16 protein-coding genes and 1 pseudogene are annotated in these 19523 nt (G+C 37.8%); 12 read left to right on the top strand and 5 right to left on the bottom strand.

All coding sequences use genetic code 11. The annotated features are described in order from the left end of the window. The first annotated feature begins 2 nt into the window (after positions 1-2). The 3 genes from H5090_RS10025 (at position 3) to H5090_RS10015 (ending at position 2841) form a co-directional block, all read left to right on the top strand. The gene (locus tag H5090_RS10025; RefSeq protein ID WP_182695607.1) at positions 3-584 is read left to right on the top strand and encodes a hypothetical protein; all 582 of its coding nucleotides are present in this window, start codon (positions 3-5) and stop codon (positions 582-584) included. Between the two features lie 306 nt (positions 585-890). Further along, positions 891-1298 (top strand): hypothetical protein, encoded by a 408-nt coding sequence (locus H5090_RS10020; protein WP_101162764.1) that lies wholly within the window; start codon positions 891-893, stop codon positions 1296-1298. Positions 1299-1590: 292 nt separating this feature from the next. Then, positions 1591-2841 carry a sodium:proton antiporter gene (locus tag H5090_RS10015; RefSeq protein ID WP_002963249.1) on the top strand — a complete coding sequence of 417 codons (1251 nt, stop codon included), beginning with the start codon at positions 1591-1593 and terminating at the stop codon, positions 2839-2841. 75 nt (positions 2842-2916) lie between these two features. Here H5090_RS10015 and H5090_RS10010 read toward each other — a convergent pair whose 3' ends face one another. Next, positions 2917-3465, bottom strand: a complete 549-nt coding sequence (locus H5090_RS10010; RefSeq protein ID WP_039488156.1) for a hypothetical protein — start codon at positions 3463-3465, stop codon at positions 2917-2919. 378 nt (positions 3466-3843) lie between these two features. Between H5090_RS10010 and H5090_RS10005 the strand changes: the two genes are divergently transcribed. The 8 genes from H5090_RS10005 to H5090_RS09970 all read left to right on the top strand — a co-directional run bounded on the left by H5090_RS10005 (position 3844) and on the right by H5090_RS09970 (position 13813). Next, a complete protein-coding gene (locus H5090_RS10005; protein WP_002963253.1) occupies positions 3844-4251 on the top strand; it encodes a hypothetical protein in 408 nt (135 codons plus the stop codon). Between the two features lie 500 nt (positions 4252-4751). Further along, positions 4752-5162 carry a hypothetical protein gene (locus H5090_RS10000; RefSeq protein ID WP_004336087.1) on the top strand — a complete coding sequence of 137 codons (411 nt, stop codon included), beginning with the start codon at positions 4752-4754 and terminating at the stop codon, positions 5160-5162. A gap of 555 nt (positions 5163-5717) precedes the next feature. Continuing rightward, complete coding sequence (locus tag H5090_RS09995) at positions 5718-8810, top strand: pilus assembly protein (protein WP_182695606.1); 3093 nt, start codon at positions 5718-5720, stop codon at positions 8808-8810. Between the two features lie 583 nt (positions 8811-9393). Beyond that, the gene (locus tag H5090_RS09990) at positions 9394-10881 is read left to right on the top strand and encodes a hypothetical protein (RefSeq protein WP_182695605.1); all 1488 of its coding nucleotides are present in this window, start codon (positions 9394-9396) and stop codon (positions 10879-10881) included. Positions 10882-11116: 235 nt separating this feature from the next. Beyond that, complete coding sequence (locus tag H5090_RS09985; RefSeq protein ID WP_024595217.1) at positions 11117-11455, top strand: hypothetical protein; 339 nt, start codon at positions 11117-11119, stop codon at positions 11453-11455. Beyond that, positions 11448-12788: an SPFH domain-containing protein gene (locus H5090_RS09980; protein WP_002961828.1), complete on the top strand. Its 1341-nt coding sequence runs from the start codon at positions 11448-11450 to the stop codon at positions 12786-12788. The genes H5090_RS09985 and H5090_RS09980 overlap by 8 nt, the downstream gene beginning before the upstream one ends. A gap of 151 nt (positions 12789-12939) precedes the next feature. Continuing rightward, positions 12940-13206, top strand: coding sequence for a YrhK family protein (locus H5090_RS09975; protein ID WP_182695604.1), 267 nt, complete (start codon positions 12940-12942; stop codon positions 13204-13206). A gap of 91 nt (positions 13207-13297) precedes the next feature. Further along, the gene (locus tag H5090_RS09970) at positions 13298-13813 is read left to right on the top strand and encodes a M23 family metallopeptidase (protein WP_182695603.1); all 516 of its coding nucleotides are present in this window, start codon (positions 13298-13300) and stop codon (positions 13811-13813) included. A 74-nt stretch (positions 13814-13887) separates the two neighbouring features. Here H5090_RS09970 and H5090_RS09965 read toward each other — a convergent pair whose 3' ends face one another. Further along, positions 13888-15057 carry an MFS transporter gene (locus H5090_RS09965; RefSeq protein WP_182695602.1) on the bottom strand — a complete coding sequence of 390 codons (1170 nt, stop codon included), beginning with the start codon at positions 15055-15057 and terminating at the stop codon, positions 13888-13890. 242 nt (positions 15058-15299) lie between these two features. On the opposite strand from H5090_RS09965, the pseudogene H5090_RS09960 reads away from it, so the two are divergent. Then, positions 15300-15434: pseudogene (locus H5090_RS09960) on the top strand (LysR family transcriptional regulator); the annotation flags it as partial. A 19-nt stretch (positions 15435-15453) separates the two neighbouring features. Here the strand turns inward: H5090_RS09960 and H5090_RS09955 are convergent. From H5090_RS09955 to H5090_RS09945, 3 genes are all read right to left on the bottom strand, one after another. After that, positions 15454-16455, bottom strand: a complete 1002-nt coding sequence (locus H5090_RS09955) for a LacI family DNA-binding transcriptional regulator (RefSeq protein WP_024594396.1) — start codon at positions 16453-16455, stop codon at positions 15454-15456. Between the two features lie 75 nt (positions 16456-16530). Further along, positions 16531-18057, bottom strand: coding sequence for an MFS transporter (locus H5090_RS09950; protein WP_182695601.1), 1527 nt, complete (start codon positions 18055-18057; stop codon positions 16531-16533). A 32-nt stretch (positions 18058-18089) separates the two neighbouring features. Beyond that, entirely contained in the window at positions 18090-19418 is a 1329-nt protein-coding gene (locus H5090_RS09945) for a GH1 family beta-glucosidase (RefSeq protein WP_182695600.1), read from the bottom strand. Positions 19419-19523: the final 105 nt, after the last annotated feature.

Raw genomic sequence — 19523 nt, 5'->3', positions numbered from 1 at the left:
AAATGAAAGAATTTAATAAAGTTTATGCTGTTAGCGTTGATGCTGGTGAATATTTGCTGTTACAAGAAACAATGTTCGAGCAGTCAATACAGTTAACAAGCAACGATATTTATACTTTTAACGGCAACTCAAAAGGTGATGACTGGCGTGTTGTAGATGTTGATTGGTTAATAGTCGAAGGTGAAACTCCTACTAATAAACCCGATGTAGCAGGCTGGGGAGCAATGGCTTTCGTAATTCCAGCACCTTTAAAAGGTATGTTTGAGCCAACACTTAGAGAGTGCTGTGAATTTTTACCACTAAATCTTAATGGTGAAGAATGGTTCGCGTTAAATATTCTAGAGCAACAAGACGCAATTAACCAAGAGCACACAGAGTTGAACATGAAGAATGGTCGTGTAAATAGAATCAGGCGCTTTAAAAAACTCGCTTTAAGCAAGAATGCTATAAAACACGGTGGGTTGTTTAAAGTGAAAGGAGCTGGAATATTTACCTTTTGTACGGATGAAGAAGGGGGCTTATATGACTTGGTTAAAAGCCATAATTTAAAAGGCCTAAAATTTACAGAAGTTAATGTAATATAAATACGTTATCCCAAAACTAGCGGGCTGTTATGATTGCTGATTAGTTTACTTCTTAAGTAAACTAATCCATTAACCTATTTGGTCCATGTCATTAAAGGTACTTGTATGGTTTTCAGCATCACTGATAACCCAACTAAAAATAAGGTTCTTAAACTTTTGTAAATTAGTAATTTGGCATTAGACTAAAGTTTATAAGTTAATTTTCTTCACTTATTAGGTTTGTTTTAATCGTTTGTCGATTTTGTGTTAATTCTCTAAAGTTCAGTTGTCGGCAACAAGCACGGCTTAACCAACAGGACTACGACCATGAAACTTACTCTTATCAAAACTATCGCTCTTAGCTCACTACTTACATGTTCAGCTGCTGCAATGGCTGAGCAAAGTGATTACAAATTAATGGTTATTGAAACTGCAACAGCGCCACAGCCACTTGAGCAATCATTTAATAGCTGTGCACTGAATGTTAAGTCAAAAAATTACGCTGAGGCTGAAGCAATTTGCACTAAAGCAATTGCGCTTTTAAAAGACGCAGATGGCCCTAAATTTAAAGTGCGCCAACTTACGTCATTCGCATTAAGCAACCGTGGTGTTGCACGTTTAAAAGCGAACAACGACACTGCTGGCCTTGCTGATTTATACGAAGCAAACCAAATGTCTACAAGTACAATGGTATCGCACAACTTAACTCGCGCTAAAGAAGAGCTTTCTTTATAAGCACTTTATAAACGCTTTTATAAAGTGCTTACCAAAAGCATGTTATAAAATAGCGAGAGTAAAAAAACCCATGTTAGGTTAATTCCTAACATGGGTTTTTTTGTTTTATTTAACGCGTGAGTTAATACTTTAAATACGTTAACAGAGTAGGGTGTGTATTTATAATTAATATTTTGGGTATGCTTGTTTAGGCTACACGAATATAATGCGAGATAACCGTATAAAAATAATAACCCTTCTGCTTTGCTTATTTTGAGCAAGGCATCATTAAATAAATATTGAGATTTAAACCATGGCACCAGGAACCAGCCTAAGCGTACTTGAAATAAGTGCGATATTTTTATCAATTACCGCGTTACTCACCTATGTAAACCATCGCTTTATTGGCCTGCCAACAACCATTGGCGTTATGGTTATTTCGATGCTTTTATCTATCGGCGCTATATTTTTGGGCTTTTTAGGGTTTGATGATCTTATAGATTACGAAGTGAGCTTGCTCGATCAGTTAGATTTTACTGAAGTTTTGCTCGATGGCATGCTCTCAATGCTGCTTTTTGCTGGGGCGCTGCACGTAAATGTTAGCGACTTAAGGCGCTATAAATTGCCAATAGGTATTTTGGCCTGTGTTGGTACGTTGCTATCTACGGTTATTATTGCTGGGGCGCTTTATTTAGTACTACCTTTGCTTGGTTTTGATTTAGCGTTTATTTGGTGTTTACTATTTGGTGCATTAATTTCGCCAACCGATCCGATTGCGGTAATGGGAATTTTACAATCTGCGGGGGCGCCTAAAAGTATTGAAACCGTGATTGCGGGTGAATCGTTGTTTAACGATGGTATTGGCGTGGTTATTTTTGTGCTTTTATTGGGTGTTTTATCAAGTGGTGATATTCCTACAACTTATTATGTAGCGCACACGCTGGCGGTAGAAGCCGGTGGGGGTATTGTTTTTGGTTTGGTATTAGGTGGTATTTTATATTACTTACTTAAAAGTATTGATAGTTACCAAGAAGAAGTACTCCTTACTTTAGCGGGCGTTATTGGTGGTTATGCACTTGCAAGCCATTGGCATTTGTCGGGCCCACTTGCAATGGTAATGATGGGGTTAATGGTGGGTAATCATGGTCGTAGTATGGCTATGAGCGATAAAACACGCCACTACGTTGATTTATTTTGGGAACTGATTGACGAAATTTTAAATGCCATTTTATTTGTACTCATAGGGCTTGAGGTCGTCATGATTGCATTTTCGAGTAATTTGTTTATTGCTGGTGGCTTAACAATTTTAATAGCGTTAATGGCACGTTTAATTGTTGTGGGTATAACAACCACTACATTTAATAAGCAATTAGAGTTGCCATCTGGCGCGTGGAAAGTTTTAACCTGGGGTGGCTTGCGCGGTGGTATTTCGGTGGCACTGGTATTGCAATTACCTGATGGGAACGAGCGCGATATTTTGTTGGCTCTCACTTATGCGGTTGTGGTGTTTTCTATTTTAATTCAGGGTTTGAGTATTGGTAAAGTAGCCAAAACTATCCGTTAAATATAATTTTTTAAAAAGCGTGTGAAATAGCTGTATTTCATACGCTTTTTATTTTTCTTATAAAAAAAAGGGCAATTAAAACGTAAAGCTGAGCTGCACACCGCTGTAAATATGTTCTTGTGCTTCCCAGTAGTCGCCATCTATTTGGCGTGCTCGGGTAAATACTTCTATTTTAAATGGCTTAAAGTGATAACCCGCTCCTATACCTGCGTAACCGTCTATGTCGTTGTTCGATTTTTCTATTTGGTAGGTGTTATCGCCTCTATCGTTTTTAAAGGCGAGTTCGAACAGATCTAAGCCAAGCTCGGCGTATATAAAAAAGTCATTAAAATAACCAAGCTTCATGCCATTGTCCCACGTTATAAATTCTTCTTGCTCGCCTTGTTTATTATCGATTACTGCCGCGCCAATTGCGCTTGTAAAAACAACACCAAAGTTACTGTAATTTTGTTTGACCATCATTTCTACACCTGCAGATGTAATGCTGCTATCGCCATTAAATTCTGATTTTATAAACATACCGGTGTTAGGCATGTCATTACCGAGCAAAAGCCTTGCGTTAGCATTTTGGCTAAATGATAAAAGCGTGCTTAATAAAACAAAAAGAGGAAGTATGTGTTTCAAAAAAGTTAACCCATTAATGATGAAAAGTTACCAGAGCTGTAATTATAAATACATAACTTAGTATTGCATGTAATTAAATGTATAAATTTGTTTAATAGTTACTCAGCTATGCCAAAGTAAGGTGTTTAAAATAAAACCAACTAAAAAAAGGCATAAATAATTATATACATTTTAAAACGTAAAGTAGCGATTTTAGGAACGATTATTGGTTCGTAACTTATTTAAATATATAGAAAAAATTCAAGCGTATTAGACTAAGGTCTATAGGTTAATTTTCTTCACTTATTAGGTTTGTTTTAATCGTTTGTCGGGGTTGTGTTAATTCTCTAAAGTTCAGTTGTCGGCAACAAGTACGACTTAACTTACAGGAAATTAATCATGAAATTTACACTTATCAAAACTATCGCTCTTAGCTCACTATTAACATGTTCAGCTGCTGCAATGGCTGATCAAAGTGATTACAAATTAATGGTTATTGAAACTGCAACAGCGCCACAGCCACTTGAGCAATCATTTAATAGCTGCGCACTAAATGTTAAGTCAAAAAATTACGCTGAGGCTGAAGCAATTTGTACTAAAGCAATCGCACTTTTAAAAGACGCAGATGGCCCTAAATTTAAAGTACGCCAACTTACGTCATTCGCATTAAGCAACCGTGGTGTTGCACGCTTAAAAGCGCATAACGATACAGCTGCACTTGCTGATTTATACGAAGCATCAAAATTGTCTAACAGCTCAATGGTATCGCACAACTTAACTCGCGCTAAAGAAGAATTATCGTTATAAGGTTTTTTATAAAGTGCTTACTAAAGCATAATATAAAATAGCGAGAGTAAAAAAGCCGATATTGGGTTATACCCCAACATCGGCTTTTTTGTGTTTATTAACTTTGTATTGTGTTATACCAATTCGCAATAATACATAATCATTTTGCGGGGCTAAACGTGTCGCTACCTGCGTTAAAAAATTCTCATTTAGAACAACCAAATAGCGAATTTTTTGCCTAGCTATCAACACGTTTTTCCATCCTCAAAATAGATCACTTAATTAAGCGAATTGGTATTATTAAAAAATAAAAAAATGTATTTTGCTATTTATTGTTTAGTGATTTTCATGGTTTTTAACTAATTGTAATTACTAAATATTTTTACAAGTGTTAGACTAAAGTCTATAGGTTAGATTTATTCACTTATTAGGTTTGTTTTTATCGTTTGTGGTAATTGAGCTAACACTCTAAAGTTTAGTTGTCGGCAACAAGTACGACTTAATTAATTAGGAATATAATCATGAAATTTACACTTTTAAAAACCATCGCTCTTGGCTCATTATTAACTTGCTCAGCTGCTGCAATGGCTAATCAAGGTGATTATAAATTAATGGTTATTGAAGACTCTGTAACTGCAGCACCCGCATTTGAAAAGTCATTTAATAGCTGTGCTTTAAATGTTGAAGCAAGAAACTACGAAGAAGCAGAAGCTATTTGTACACAAGCAATTGCATTGCTTAAGCAAAGCCATGGTCCGCGTTTAAAAGTGCGTGAACTTACATCGTTTGCATTAAGTAACCGTGGTGTAGCACGTATTAAGGCTCAAAAAGACACTGCTGGTATTTCTGATTTATATGAAGCGGTTCAAATTTCTAAAAACTCACTTGTAACACATAACTTAACTCGCGCTAAAAAAGAGTTATCTTTATAAGAATGCTTGTATCAAGCGCTTATAATTTAGCGAGAGTATAAAAGCCCATATTAGGTAGCACCTAATATGGGCTTTTTTGTATGTTTGAATAACCGTAGTTACCTATAAACACACTTCTTTTAATAAAACAGTTTTACTGAATAATAGTGTTTTTAAAGGTGATTTTTAGAGTCTTACGTTACTAATTTATATTGGTAAGTACTTGTTACCTAAAACATAGATCTATGAATATAGAAACATAGGTAAAAATATAGTTTTTTAGCATGATTCAACTGTGCAGTAAAACGGGATTGTTTTATTTAAGCTGTTGTTTTTAATTGATAATAAAACCTAATGTCTTTGACTTTAGTCTGTTTTTATTTAAAAATCGAAGTAATATATATTTTATAGCATTGACGCCACGTGGATGCTAATCACTGTTTTGTGATGAATAGCTAGATATGACTTTTGTTTTATTTTTAGTCCCACCTCAATCTTACTAAAAATTAAACAGGGAATAGAGTAGTTATTAACTTGCGCAATAAAAATAAAAAGCGCAAATAAAGGGATTTAAAAATGCAATTTAAACTAAAAAAAATAGCTGCCTTGTTATTCGGGGTGGGTATTAGCCTTTCTGTATTTGCCGAAGATATAGAGCTATACGTAAACCATAATGTTGAAACCGACGAAAAACCACGTGTAATCATTGTTTTTGATACATCTGGAAGTATGAAAAACTTTTTACCCAACGGTATTAGAAAAGTAGATGCCGGCATCAGTGCAATGAGTCAGTTGGTTACTGATAATAGCTCTATCGATTTTGGTTTGATGCGTTTTAAAAATGATAATGGCGGCTATATTATGGCAGGTCTTGGATCTCCCCATTCTACAATTTTAAGCCAAATTCACAGTTTACCAGCGGCTGGTAGTACCCCAGTTACAGAAACCCTATGGGAAGCCTACTTGTATCTAACAGGTCAGAAAGTGTACTACGGACAAAACTCAAATGAGCGGGATTTTTCTGCTGAAACTGGTTCGCTATATTACGACAATAACTCTCGATACATATCACCATTTACCCAAGCAGTTGGTGCCGATGTACGTTGTGATAATTCAATCAATTTAATTTTGATGACTGACGGTGATCCTCAAAGTGATACTAACCGAAACGATGATATCAAATCATTATACAAATCTACTTTTGGCTCAAATCCTTCTAAAACAAGTAATAGTTACCTAGCCGCTTTAGCTCAGATAATACATGGTACAAGAGATGTTGAAGTTGACTTGTACGATACTACGCCAGAGGTTGCTGATACCGGACGCGTTTTTACTATCGGTTTTGGTAGTGGCATGAGTACAAATGGTAAAAAGTTATTAGAAAAAACCGCTTTATTGGGCGGCGGCGAGTACTTACATGCAGATACATCAACTGAACTTTCTGAAGCGCTTAATAATACAATATCGAAAATACGCGAAGTTAACGATAGTTTTTCATCACCTACGGTAGCAAGTAATAATGTTGACCAAACACGTAGCCGAGAGTCAATTTACTTTGCGATGTTTTACCCAGAAACAGGCGCACGTTGGAGCGGGAATTTAAAAAAGCTAAAAGTGTCAGGCGCAAATATAGTCGATTCAACTGATCAAATAGCCCTTGATGAAAATGGGTTAATTGATGAGAAGGCGCGAACATTTTGGCTGCCAACTAATAAGCCTGCAGATGGGAATTTAGTAGCCCAGGGTGGCGTAAATTTACTTTTATCAACTTTAGACCCTGATAGCCGTAAAATCTACATAGATAAAACGGGCAGTATTATTGATTTTACTTTTGATAAAGTACAAACCATTTTAAATTTAGCGACAGGTACAGTTACCGATCTTGCCCCTGATTTGATTCCTAATATCGGGCTAACTTTACAGGAGAGTGATATTAGCTGGGCACGAGGGGTTGATGTTGACAATGAAGATGGTGATAACTCATCAGTAGATCAGCGAATCAATATTTTTGGCGACCCTTTGCATTCAAAGCCGGTATCTATAGATTACGGCGATGGAAGTATTCACATACTTGTTGGTACTAATGCCGGCTTTTTACATATGTTTGAAGACAAAGGCGATACTGTTGAAGAAAAGTGGGCTTTTACACCTGCAGCCTTATTAAAAAACATTCCTGCTTTGCGTAGTAATCTTGCAAATACAAAAGTGTATGGCATGGATGGGCCTATAAGTGTGTTCTTTAATAATAAAGGCTCAAATAGCGAAGGGTTAAACGATGGTGTTATTAGAGCAAGTGATGGTGATGAAGTGTGGGCATTTGCAGGTATGCGCAGAGGCGGTCAAAATTACTACGCGCTTGATATAAGTGATCCTAACGAACCTAAAAAATTATGGAATAAGCCTATTGTTGGTGGCTCAGAAGAATTTAAATATTTAGCGCAAACATGGTCTAAGCCTCAAATTGCATACATTAAAGCCTTTGGTGAGGATCCATTGCTAATATTTGGCGCAGGCTACGATACAAACAAAGATAATGCGATTAGAACAACAGATGAAACCGGACTAGGTATCTACATTGTTAATGCTAAAACTGGCGAAAAGGTATGGGCGCTGACTCCAGATGAACATGGTTTTACCGGAGAGCACAGTATTGCAGCGGATGTAACTACGCTTGACTCAGATTACGACGGGTATATCGACCGAATTTATGCAACAGATACTGGCGGTAATATTTGGCGAGTAGATATTCCTAGTGAAGATGAAGGTGATATTACTCATTTTAAACTTGCAGAGCTTGGCAGTACATTAGCGTCGCAAGACAGACGTTTTTTTTACAAACCATTAGTTGCTAGAACGCTGTTTAGTAAAGTTACTAAAACCAATTATGGTGGTGAAATGATCACCACCCGTTTAGATACCCCGTACGACGCAATAGTTATAGGTAGCGGAAATCGTTCAAACCCACTTGCTACTAATGAGCAAGATCAGTTGTATATGATCCGTGATGAAAACACCCTAACAAAAATATTTACTGAATTTCCAGCCCCAATAGTGCCAGATGATTTAATGAAAATGAATGAAGACCCATTTGGTAACGCACTTGATGACGTTGATAAATTTGTTAATCTTGAAGTTAAGTTAGCCGAATTTAAAGGGTGGCGATACGAATTAGGGACGGGTGAAAAGTCTCTTGCTGCAGCAACAGTCGTTGGTGGGGTTGCGTACTTTACTTCCTTTACGCCTGCATCTTCATCATCAACGCAAAACCAATGTTCGTTAACGGGTGGCGGTGGTTCGCTTTATGCCTTTCATTTGCATTATGGAACGAAGGTTTATGACGATGTGAAATTTGCAACAAGTAATGATGTACCAGATACACCGAAACTATTTTTTGGGGAAGGCCCGTCGTGTGCAGATAATGATGCGGATGGTAAGTGCGATTGGGATGATGCAACGGATGTAACGCAAGTTAGTCAGTTTTATTTAATAGGCCCTGGGGTTAAAGGTTCTGATAAGCCGATAAAAGCTATTGAAATACTTGGGCCAAATTTAAATGTTGAAGGTGGAAAAGTTAAGCTAGTAAATGGCGCTGAACCAATTGGTTTTGGCTTTAAAACCCAACAAACATATATTTATAAACGCGAAGAAAACGATACTCAGGCACTTTAAAAAACACAATGCAATAAACATAAGCCACCTTAGTTAGATGGCTTTTCAATTTTAAGAGCAAATCAAAAATGCTAATGGTTTGCTTATATAATTGGTTTAGAGTTTTCGAAGGGCTCTAAACCAACCCATGTATAATACACATTCATTTACAAAATACTGCCTATCACTCAAGCCCTTTAGATTGGGTGCCTGTAGTCCATATTGGTTAATAATAGCTGGCATTTGTTATATTTAATTAACAAATGTAAGAGCTAAATATAACATGCTGTGTCACTATATAGGTACAGGGCATGTTAACTTGTTGCCATCCCCCCATAAAAATTCAATAAATTTCTGTTGTTTAAATTTATACCAACCTGCATAAATCTTTGAGTAATTTAACAAATTAAATTGCACTATAACGTCGTTAAAATTTTATTTAGAACAACTAGATACAAAAATTTTTGCCTCGTTCTAGCATAATTTTCTTAACGTTAACTAGATCCCATATATAAGCAGATTGGCATTACTTATTTTGTATTAAAGTAATTTATAACAATATGATTTTTAATAATAATTAAAGTGCAAAAAAGGAAGTCTTTGTATGTTTTTTAAAAAAAGTCAGTTAGCTATTTCATTAGCGTTTACGCTAGGCCTTGTTGGATGTGGTGGCGGTGATAAAGCGGCCGTTGTAGAGCCAGTTGTAGCTAAGCCAGATCCTATAAAAGTAGATCCCGTAGAAGTTAACACTATCTCTCTTACAGGAAAGGTTATTGATGGTTATGTATCTGGTGCAATAGTATGGCTGGATATTGATGGCGATGGTACTTTTGACGAGCAATCAGAACCTTCTGTAGTCTCTGAAGAATCGGGTAATTATAGTTTTAATTTTACAGAAGAGCAGGCGCTGTGTGTGCCGTATTCAACTATGTACGTTGATGTACCGGTTGGCGCAATTGACGAGGACTTAGGCGAGGTAACACAAGCGTATCAAATGTCATTTCCACCCTCAATTGAGGCTTTGACTGATGAAGATATTCGAAATATATCACCTTTAACAACCGTTATTTGGGAGCAGTTGAGCCTTCAATTACAAAAAAGTGGTAACAATAATTTAAGTTGTGATGCACTTAAAGAAAATACTGAGCTACTTGCAAACCTTCAAAGCGAAATAACAAATGTTATGCAAAACTTGGTTGCGCATTATAATTTGTCGACAGAGCAAATTTACTCAGATTTTATCGCTACTAACGACAGCGACGCTTACGACAGAGCACAAGCAATTGTTAAGGGACTAAAAGCGGCCTATAAATTCAAGCAAGAGCTAGATGCTCAGTATCCTGATGCAGAAGAAGTAAGAGCAGTGATTTATCAAGACACAGCAAAAGATGCAGAGTATGGGTTTGAAAATGCATGGTACCGCGACAAAGTTATTTTTGCAGGCGCTGAACTTATTTATGAGCAAGTAAAGCTTCAAAATACAGACGAACTCGACAAAATTGACGTTATTTTGTCTCGATTGGATTCAATAGATACGCCTTGGGGCGAAGAATCGTTAAATGGAAAATTAACAGTTAGAGACGATGTTTACATTAACGCCGATCGTACTTACCGATGCTCTAGCATTGAGAACGTTAGTTTTGAGCAAAGCAATGTGCTTTATGGCGTTACTAATACTAGCCCATCGGTTAACTTTCCAACAGCGGATGAATGCGTTAGTTCTAATTTAGATACACCGTTCGAGCGAGGTTTTAGCATTAGCTATACTGAGTCAGGATCGTTTTACCAAACTGACTTTGCCTTTAGAGAGGAAAATGCCGACTTTCAAACATTATCTGATTGGGTAAATGTTAAAGACAAAGCTGCTGATTTAGACACTCAAGATTTAGTTACCGTACTCGCTGCTATGCCTTATAAGTTTGATGACGAAACATCTATTGATGCTAGCTTTTGGCGTAAATACAAAACCACAGACAACGTACGTATTATAAAAACAATTGAAGGGCAATGGTTTAGAGAGACTCGCCGAGAAGATGGAACAACGCTGTATGAATGCGGTGAAAACGGTGTTGATTGGGTGCAATGCGAATAATGTAAAAACACCTTAATTAATATTGACTTAGTGCCAGTCAGTTAATAACTGACTGGCATTTTTTTGTTTGAAAAAGCTTACTTTTATGTGCGGTTATAACTGTATACCTGATGAACTTTATTTTTAATCTGTTTTTTACTCGGGTTTACTGTAAAATTACCGGGTTAACATTTGTTAAGTGATGCTTACAATTGTTATTGCTCGTTAAGTATTTAAACTAATTTAAGTAGAGCTTATGATTTTTTATATTATAGGGTTAAGTTTACTTGTTATTATTTTATGCGTTGCACTTTATGTAATTTACAGCAACGTACATAAAAGTCGGGTAAGAAAATCCAAGGAATACAACGTACTGTTTGATAAAGACACGATAGTTGATGAACTAATCACTCAACTAACAGAAAAAAATCAAACACAAGAAAACCAAGATAAAACAGCTAAAGGTAAAGAAGAAATCCTTGCAACATTTGTTGAGTTACATCGCTCTGGTAGCTTTTGCGCACATTTGAGTGAACAGGAAATTATTTACTTTGTTAAAAAGAAATTAAACATGGAGAGTAATAAAAATGGATAGCGAAAAAGCAGTCCCAGCAGTAAAAAGTGACTCATTTATGAGTCGATTTGGTCGTCGCAATGTAATTATAGTGTCATCAATTGTTGTTGTATTGGTAGTGATAGCAACCCTTACATCGCAAGTTGTTTCGTGGAATGAAGCAGATGAGCGTTTAGTACATCAATCGGCTTTTACAGGTAACTTAACCGTAATAAATCAAGCCGGCCCTTACTTAAAAGCGTTTGGTAGTACATCTGCTTATAAAAAAGTAATTTCGATTAACTTTACGGGCGATGCCGGTGCAACAGCAAGCGCAATTGTACCGCTAATACCAATTCGATTTTTAGATACCACAACAGGTGGCGCACGAGGTGTCTCTCGTTTTAGATTACCAGGCAATGTACCAGCAGCAGAGTCGGGTGCTCTACGTGGTTTACTTAAAATACACGAAGAGTTTGGTTCACAAGAAACATTAATATCTAATTTATTAATGCGTGCAACCACCGAAAATGTAAAAGCGTCGGCGCGAATGATGTCGGTAGAGCAACATTACTCTGGTGGTAATGGTCAATTAAGCCAAGATTTTGCAGATCAATTAACCAACGGTATTTTTGTTACTGAGCAAATTATTAGTACAGGTGAGCGCGATAAATCTGACGACTTAGGTAATTTAAGTAAACAGCAACGTGTCACTATTAATATTAAAATGGATGATGAGGGTAATACACTGCGTAACGCACCCATTTTAGGCGCTTATGGTATTACAGTAGTTGATGCCAGCATTATTGATATTGACTACGAAAGCAAAGTAAATGCTCGCCTTGAAGCCCAAAAGCAGGCTGCTGCTGATGAAGCGCTAGCGCGTCAAAACCTTAAAAAAGCAGAGCAACAAGCGCGTACTGAAGTGGCTTTAGGTGAACAAGCAATTGCTAAGCAACGTGCTGAATCTGAAAAGCTAAAAATAAAAGAGCAAATTGATGCTGAACGGATTAAGGCAAATGCCATTATTTCTGCACAGCAACGAGTGGCTGTAAAAGCGGAGCTTGCGAAAGAGCAAGAAGAGATTCTAAAGCAACAACGTTTAGAAGCATTAGGTATGGACGTTTTAGCTGAGGCTCGTTTAAGAGCTAAGTCTGCTGCACTTGATCCAAAGTATGTATTTGATGAAACACTAAAAGCAGAAGTTAAAATTCAAACCGCTTTATTTACAAGCTTAGGTAATAGCCGTTTAGTGCCTGAAATTGTAATAGGCGCAGGCCAAGGTGAGCAAAGTAATGGCTCTGAATTTATGCGTTTATTAGCCGCCGATGCAGCATTGAGTCTTAAAAAGCGTTTAGAAAAAGAGAAAAAATAAACAATAGTTAAGTATTGCACAAACAGTAAAAACGTTGGCTGATTCGCATTGGCCAGCGTTTTTTATTGCGTAAATTTTGTTATTGTATGGTGCGGCTTAGCTTGTGAAAACTAGCTTTTTAAATTATGAAATAAAAGAGTGAGCAGTACTTATGGATTCCAGTAATCAATTTATTTTAGATTTAGGGCAAGAGCATATTACCATTCAGCGACGATATGAAGCGCTGGGAGCGTTTAACGATTTTTTGATAGCTGTTTGGTTTTTAATTGGCAGTTTTTTCTTTTTAAATGACTCACTAATAGAAAGTGGCACATGGCTGTTTATAGCGGGCAGTGCTCAATTGCTTATAAAACCTATTTTGAAATTGATCAGCTTAGTACATGTTAGTCGGGTATTTCATTCAAATAAAACTTCATAAATAAAACACCATAAATACGACTCATGATGAGTTCAGTTATTATGGCTAATAATTTACCAGTATAAGTTATTTAAATATCAAGGATAGAAAAGTGAAAGTACTTAAGTGGATTTCAATTGGAATAGCTACTTTACTAATAGTAGGCTTACTAATTCCCGAAAAAATAATGATTCCGGTACAAGGTGCCACAAGTAAAGATTGGAACCATAACACGTTTTGGTACGAGCCTTGGGGTAGGTCGGGTGTGCACAAAGGAATTGATATTTTTGGCACAAAAAATACTCCCGTAGTTGCCTCAACAAGCGGTATTGTTATATTTGCAGGTGAGTTAACTCGTGGTGGTAAGGTGGTTGCGGTGCTTGGGCCTAAATGGCGCGTGCATTATTTTGCACATTTAAATAACTACTCGGTAAGTACAGGTGATGTAGTAAGCATAAACAGTCAAATTGGCTTACTGGGCGATACCGGAAATGCCGCAGGAAAACAGCCTCATGTGCATTATTCTATTTTATCGTTAGTGCCCATGCCGTGGCTTTTTACAACGCAAAACCAAGGGTGGAAAAAGATGTTTTTTTTGAGCCCACATAAAAAACTCACTGCTAAATAATAGTTTTAGCTGTTAAATCAAGATGTTTAACAGCTAGAATTAGTTAATAAGCAAGCGTGTATTTAAGCTAAAAATTAGCCTGCAACTGGGGTTTTACCCGCGCGAATATTTTTAATGCTTTTAATAAACATATAAATACAGGTCGTGATTAAACAGCCTGCTAAATAAAACACAATACCATTGGGTGCATCAGATAAATTTGCAGCAAGCATAGGACCAAATACCGAACCAATACTGTAACTCAAAAGCATTACCTCAGTTGCCGATACTATTTTTGCCATTGGCAATGAGTCGCACGCAAGTGTTATAGCAATCGGGTAAAGTGCAAAGCTGCATGCGCCTAGTATTAAGTAGCTTACTATTAATCCTGCTAAAGTGTTTGCTTGTAGTATACCCACAGCACCGGCTGCGCCTGCTAAACAAAACATACCCATCAATAAGCTTTTTTCAAGCCGAGTAGATAAGTAACTTACGAGCGGCTGCACGACCATGCCGCCTAAAATAATAACCGCCATAAGTGTTCCAGTGTACTGAGCTTGATCAGCTTGTGCTGCAATATAAACCGGCATTAAGCCGTAAATAGGGCCCAGTAATAAGCCCGATGCTAAGCATCCGAGCATAGCTGGGTGGCTTAATGTTTTTATTTCTTTTAGTGGTAGTTTTTCAAGGTGCTGTTTTTCGGGCTGACCTTTAGTTATTAATAAAGGCGCCAAAATAGCTAAAAATAATAATGAGGCTACAAATAAATAAGGCGTTGAACCTTCGGTGCCAAGCGGCCCTATAGCAAGTTGACCTACGGCGCTGCCCCCATAAAGTGAGGTCATATATAAACCCAAACGTTTAGCCCGCGACTTTGCTGTGTTGGTCATTAACAACCAAGACTCAACAACGACAAACACACCGGCAACAGCAACACCTGCTACAAATCGTGCAATTAACCAGTTAACGGTATTTGGTAGCGCAAGTTGTGCAAGCACACTTACTATTAATAAGCTTAAAAATAATATAAAGGCGAAGCGATGACCCATTTTTACCACAATGCGCTCTATTGTGGTGGCGCCAATAAGTAAGCCAAAGTAAAAAATGCTCGCAAGCCAAGGCGCTAGATTTTCATCAAGTTTAAATGCAGGTAACGACAGCGGAATAAGGCTCATTAAAAAGCCTGATGCAATAGCAAAAAATGACAGCCCGATAACGGGTGCTAAAGGGTTGTTAGAGGTGCTTGTGGCGGCTGATTCGGCCATGTGTGTTTATCGACTCATCAAGGTAAATAACCACTGTTTTAAAGTTTGAGAGGTTACTTTAATAATAAAATTTGCGCGAATTTAGAGCCAAATTAAAAATAAGTAAAGTGATATTTTATTAAATAATATAAATAAACTTTAAAACGATCTTTTTGGTAAATTATCGGATCTATTATGCTTTTTATTGTAGTTTTTTCATGTGGATATTGTTTTATATTTGTGAGCATTTATGTCTGAATAGGTTTTTTGTAATGCAAGCAGACAGGCACATATCGCATGCTGCACGTCACTTTTTAAAGTTTGCGCAGCAGCACGTAGAGCAATATTTAGATACGCAGTGGGTGCGTAATGAGTTACATAATTTAGATTTAAACTAGATTTAAATTAGGCTTAAAGTTAATTAATATCCGGTGTTGAGTCTCTTAAAATAAGCTTTGGCTGAAACACGTGCTTTACTGTTATGCCGCTTTTTTTATAAATGTCTTTAAGTACTAAGTTAGCCGCAGCTCGGCCCATTTCGGGAACTGGGTTATCTATTGTAGTAAGCGTTGGGTAGAGGTAATTGGTAAAAATTACGTTATCGAACCCAATAATGGCTAAATCTTTTGGTAGGTTAAAACCGTGTTCGCGGGCGTATTTCATAGCACCCGATGCCATTTCGTCATTGGCACATACAAGAGCGGTTATTTGCGCTTTATTTTGAATAAAATGCCTTAAGCCGTCGCTGCCACCGGTTTCTTTAAAGTCACCTACATAATATAAGTTTTCGTCAAAGGTGATGTTGTATTCTGCTAGTGCTTGTTTGTGACCTTTTAAACGATTTGACGCATCTTCTTTAAATTGCGGGCCTGCTATGTACGCAATGTTTTTATGACCTTTGTTGATCATGGCTTTAGTGGCTAAGTAGCCGCCCATTACGTTGTCAAGGCTAATGCAGTTTTCTTCAATTTCTTTAACGTAGCGGCTCATTAAGTAAATAGGGGTTTTGCCCTTACTTAACTCAATTAGATACTCGTTTGATACCGCTTCTACGTGGGCAATAATAGCGTCGCAATTACGGCCTATTAAAAATTCAAAGCCGCTTTTTTCTTTTTTCTCGTCACTGTGCCCAGGCGTAATAATAACGTGTTTACCCGCAATACGAAGATGTTCTTCAATGGCTGACATCATCTGACCAAAAAACGGACCATCCAACTCCGAAACTAAAATACCGACGCTGTTTGTAGTGCTAGAGGCTAAAGAGCGTGCAATAGAACTTGGCTGATAGCCTAGCTCTTTCATTGCTTCTAATACCTTTTTTTTAGTTTTTTTGCTTACGTAGTCGTTGTCGTTAAGTACCCTTGAAACAGTTGATAAAGACACACCTGCCATTTCTGATACTTGATAAATTGTCGCCATTGATGTCCTAGCTTATATGTGTTTTTACTCGCGCTTTATAAAAATATAAAGCGCGAAGAGTCATTAAAAGTTAATTTACACATTACTGCGTCTAATTGCTAAGTCTTCTGTTATTTTTTGCGTCATCGCTGAGGTAAGCGGATAAATAAGCATCAATGCGGCGCCTAAAAAAGCAAATGCGGCAGGTATCCAACTCATAAGTAACTGCATACCAGGTAGAGCTTGGGTAATTGTTAGCTCATCCATGCCGTTATAGCCGTAGCCTGCAAGTACCACTAATACTAATGCACCTGCAAAACCACCACCGGTTTTTTGCACAAATGTACCCGCAGAATAAATAAGCCCTGTTGCGCGACGTCTATTTTTCCACTCTGAATAATCGGCTGAATCGCCAAGCATACTAAAGAACAATGTTGGCATCATGGCGGCAAAAAATTCAGCAGCACAACCAAAGGTAAATACTGCTACCAGGTTATCGCTAGGTACCCAGTAAAATGCAGTAGTGAGTATGCCGCTTAGCATTAATGATGCAATAAAGAGGTTTCGTTTACCCATTATTTCAGCCAGTTTACCTGTGGCAAGTGCGCCTAATATAGATACAATCAATAAGGCAATAAAGTATTGCCCAGCCATGAGCTCATTGGCTACGTGGTACTTAAAGTAGTACGCAATTACGCCGTATTTAATGCCATTAAACATCATGGTTAAAAAACCAATGCCAAGTAATACCAGCCAAGGTTTGTTGGTCAGAAGATCAACCATGTCGCGCTGTGATCCCGTTAAGCTTTGCTTATCTTTATTGAGTAATTTTTTAATAACGAATGTCATTGCAGCCATAACAAGGGCAAAAAATACGCCGCTGTATAAATCGCGGTAATAAAAAAACAAGGTAGTAGCAAGCAAAGGTAGGATTATAAATGGCAGGCTTTTGGTTAAATCAAATAATTCTGATTTTAAATTCCCTTCATTTGAGGCGTGCGGTGTTACACGCTCTTTAGTGGTCGCAAACGTTATAATCATTAAAATAATAAGTAAGCTGGCAAATAAGTACATAGTAAGCTGATAGCCTTTAGCGTTGTCGCCGCCACCAAAAAATGCCACTAGCTCAGGTAAAAAACCCATAACCAATAAACCACCAGTAAACGCACCTGCAAACCTAAAACCAGAGAGCTTTGTGCGCTCTGTGTCGTCGGGTGTCATAACACCCATAAGTGCCGAATAAGGCACGTTACTTACGGTGTAGGCAAGCGTTAAACCTATGTAAGTTACGTAGGCATAAATAAGTTTGTTGGTGGTGCTAAAGTCGGGGGTAGTAAAACACAACACCATAAACAAGCCCAAAAATGGTGCCGAGTAGAGTATCCACGGGCGAAACTTACCAAAGCGCGACTGCGTTCTGTCGGCAATCATACCCATAATAATATCGGTTACGCCATCAGATAACCTTACCACTAAAAACAACATGGCAGCGGCAGCCGCCGATATGCCAAATGTATCGGTGTAAAACACCGCTAAATAAGCAAGCGCGCCGCGCCACACTAAGTTAGCGCCGGCATCGCCCATGGCGTAACCGACTTTTTCGTATAAAGGGAGTTTGTTCACAGTGTGTGTTCTTATTGTTATAAGCCGATAATTTATCGGCTTGTTATGAGTTTAGTGTACGCCTTACCGCTGGCTTTAACAGTTCGTTTTTGTGTGTTGTAGTCTACGTGTACTATTCCAAAACGTTTTAAATATCCTTCAGCCCATTCAAAGTTATCCATTAAGCTCCAAGCAAAGTAGCCATCTACTTTTACGCCTTGCTCAGCTGCGTTATGTAGGGCATTTAAATGCTCGTGGTAATATTCAATACGGTCGTTATCGTTCACTTCACCGTCTTTAAATTCGTCAGCCATGGCTGCGCCATTTTCGGTAATATAAATAGGCGGTAGGGTGTATTTTTCGTTTAACGATACAAGTAACTCTGTAAGTGCTTTAGGATAAATTTCCCAGCCTATATCGGTCATTGGCGCTTTATGTGGCAGCTCATGGTAAAAGTCGGTTTCGCTTGCTTGATAATGCATGCGGGTATAAAAGTTAACCCCTAAATAATCTAGTGGTTGAGCAATTATTTCCATGTCGCCATCCAAAATATCAGGGCGGTGGGCTTTAGGTAATTGCGAAATGATATCTGGGTACTTACCTTGCATTACAGGCTGCATGTACCATTGGTTTATGTAGTCATCAGCAAATGCAGTCGCTTTTAAATCTTCTTCGCATTGGGTAACTGAGTAACAAGGCGTAAAGTTAAGTACAATACCGTTTAGTGTATTTGGGCTATTTTTAGCAAGTACTTGCATAGCCAAACCGTGACCCAGTAATAGGTGGTGCGCGGCTTTACGACCAAATTCGCGACCTACTATGCCAGGTGCATGTACGCCAATTTCGTAGCCTAAGTAAGAGCTGCAAAAAGGCTCGTTTAAGGTGGCGTAAGAGTGCACACGTTCCCCAAAAGCTTTGGTAATTAAATCTGTGTAATGTGCAAATTCGTAAGCGGTGTTACGGTTAAGCCAGCCACCTTCGTCTTCAATATGTTGTGGTAAATCCCAGTGGTACAGCGTTACAAAAGCTTTAATGTTACGACGTTTTAATTCATCTAAAATGTCGGTATAAAACTTAACGCCTGCCGGATTTAAGTGACCGCTTTTAGTCATTACACGCGGCCACGAAATAGAAAGTCTGTAAGCGTCTACACCTAATGATTCAATTAAGTTTATATCGTCTTTCCAGCGAAAGTAGTGCTCGCAGGCTACATCGCCATTTGAATTATCGACTATTTTGCCTTCTTTACTGCAAAAGGTATCCCAAATACATGGCAAGCGATCAGCTGCGCCGCCTTCAATTTGAAATGAGGCCGTAGCTACACCATAAGTAAAATTTTTGGCTAAAAGTGGTGAGCCACTAGGTAAAGATAATTGTTTCATTAAGAGAAAACCTCTGCTTCTTTTTTGGTAAAGTTTGCTTTGTATAGAGCGTATATTAAATTCATTATTGGAAGCGCTTCCATATTTAATTTGATTAATCACTGA

It is taken from the genome of Pseudoalteromonas sp. SR43-5 (assembly GCF_014163835.1).
Taxonomy (GTDB): Bacteria; Pseudomonadota; Gammaproteobacteria; order Enterobacterales; family Alteromonadaceae; genus Pseudoalteromonas; species Pseudoalteromonas distincta.
This window is presented reverse-complemented; position numbering and strand designations above follow the sequence as displayed.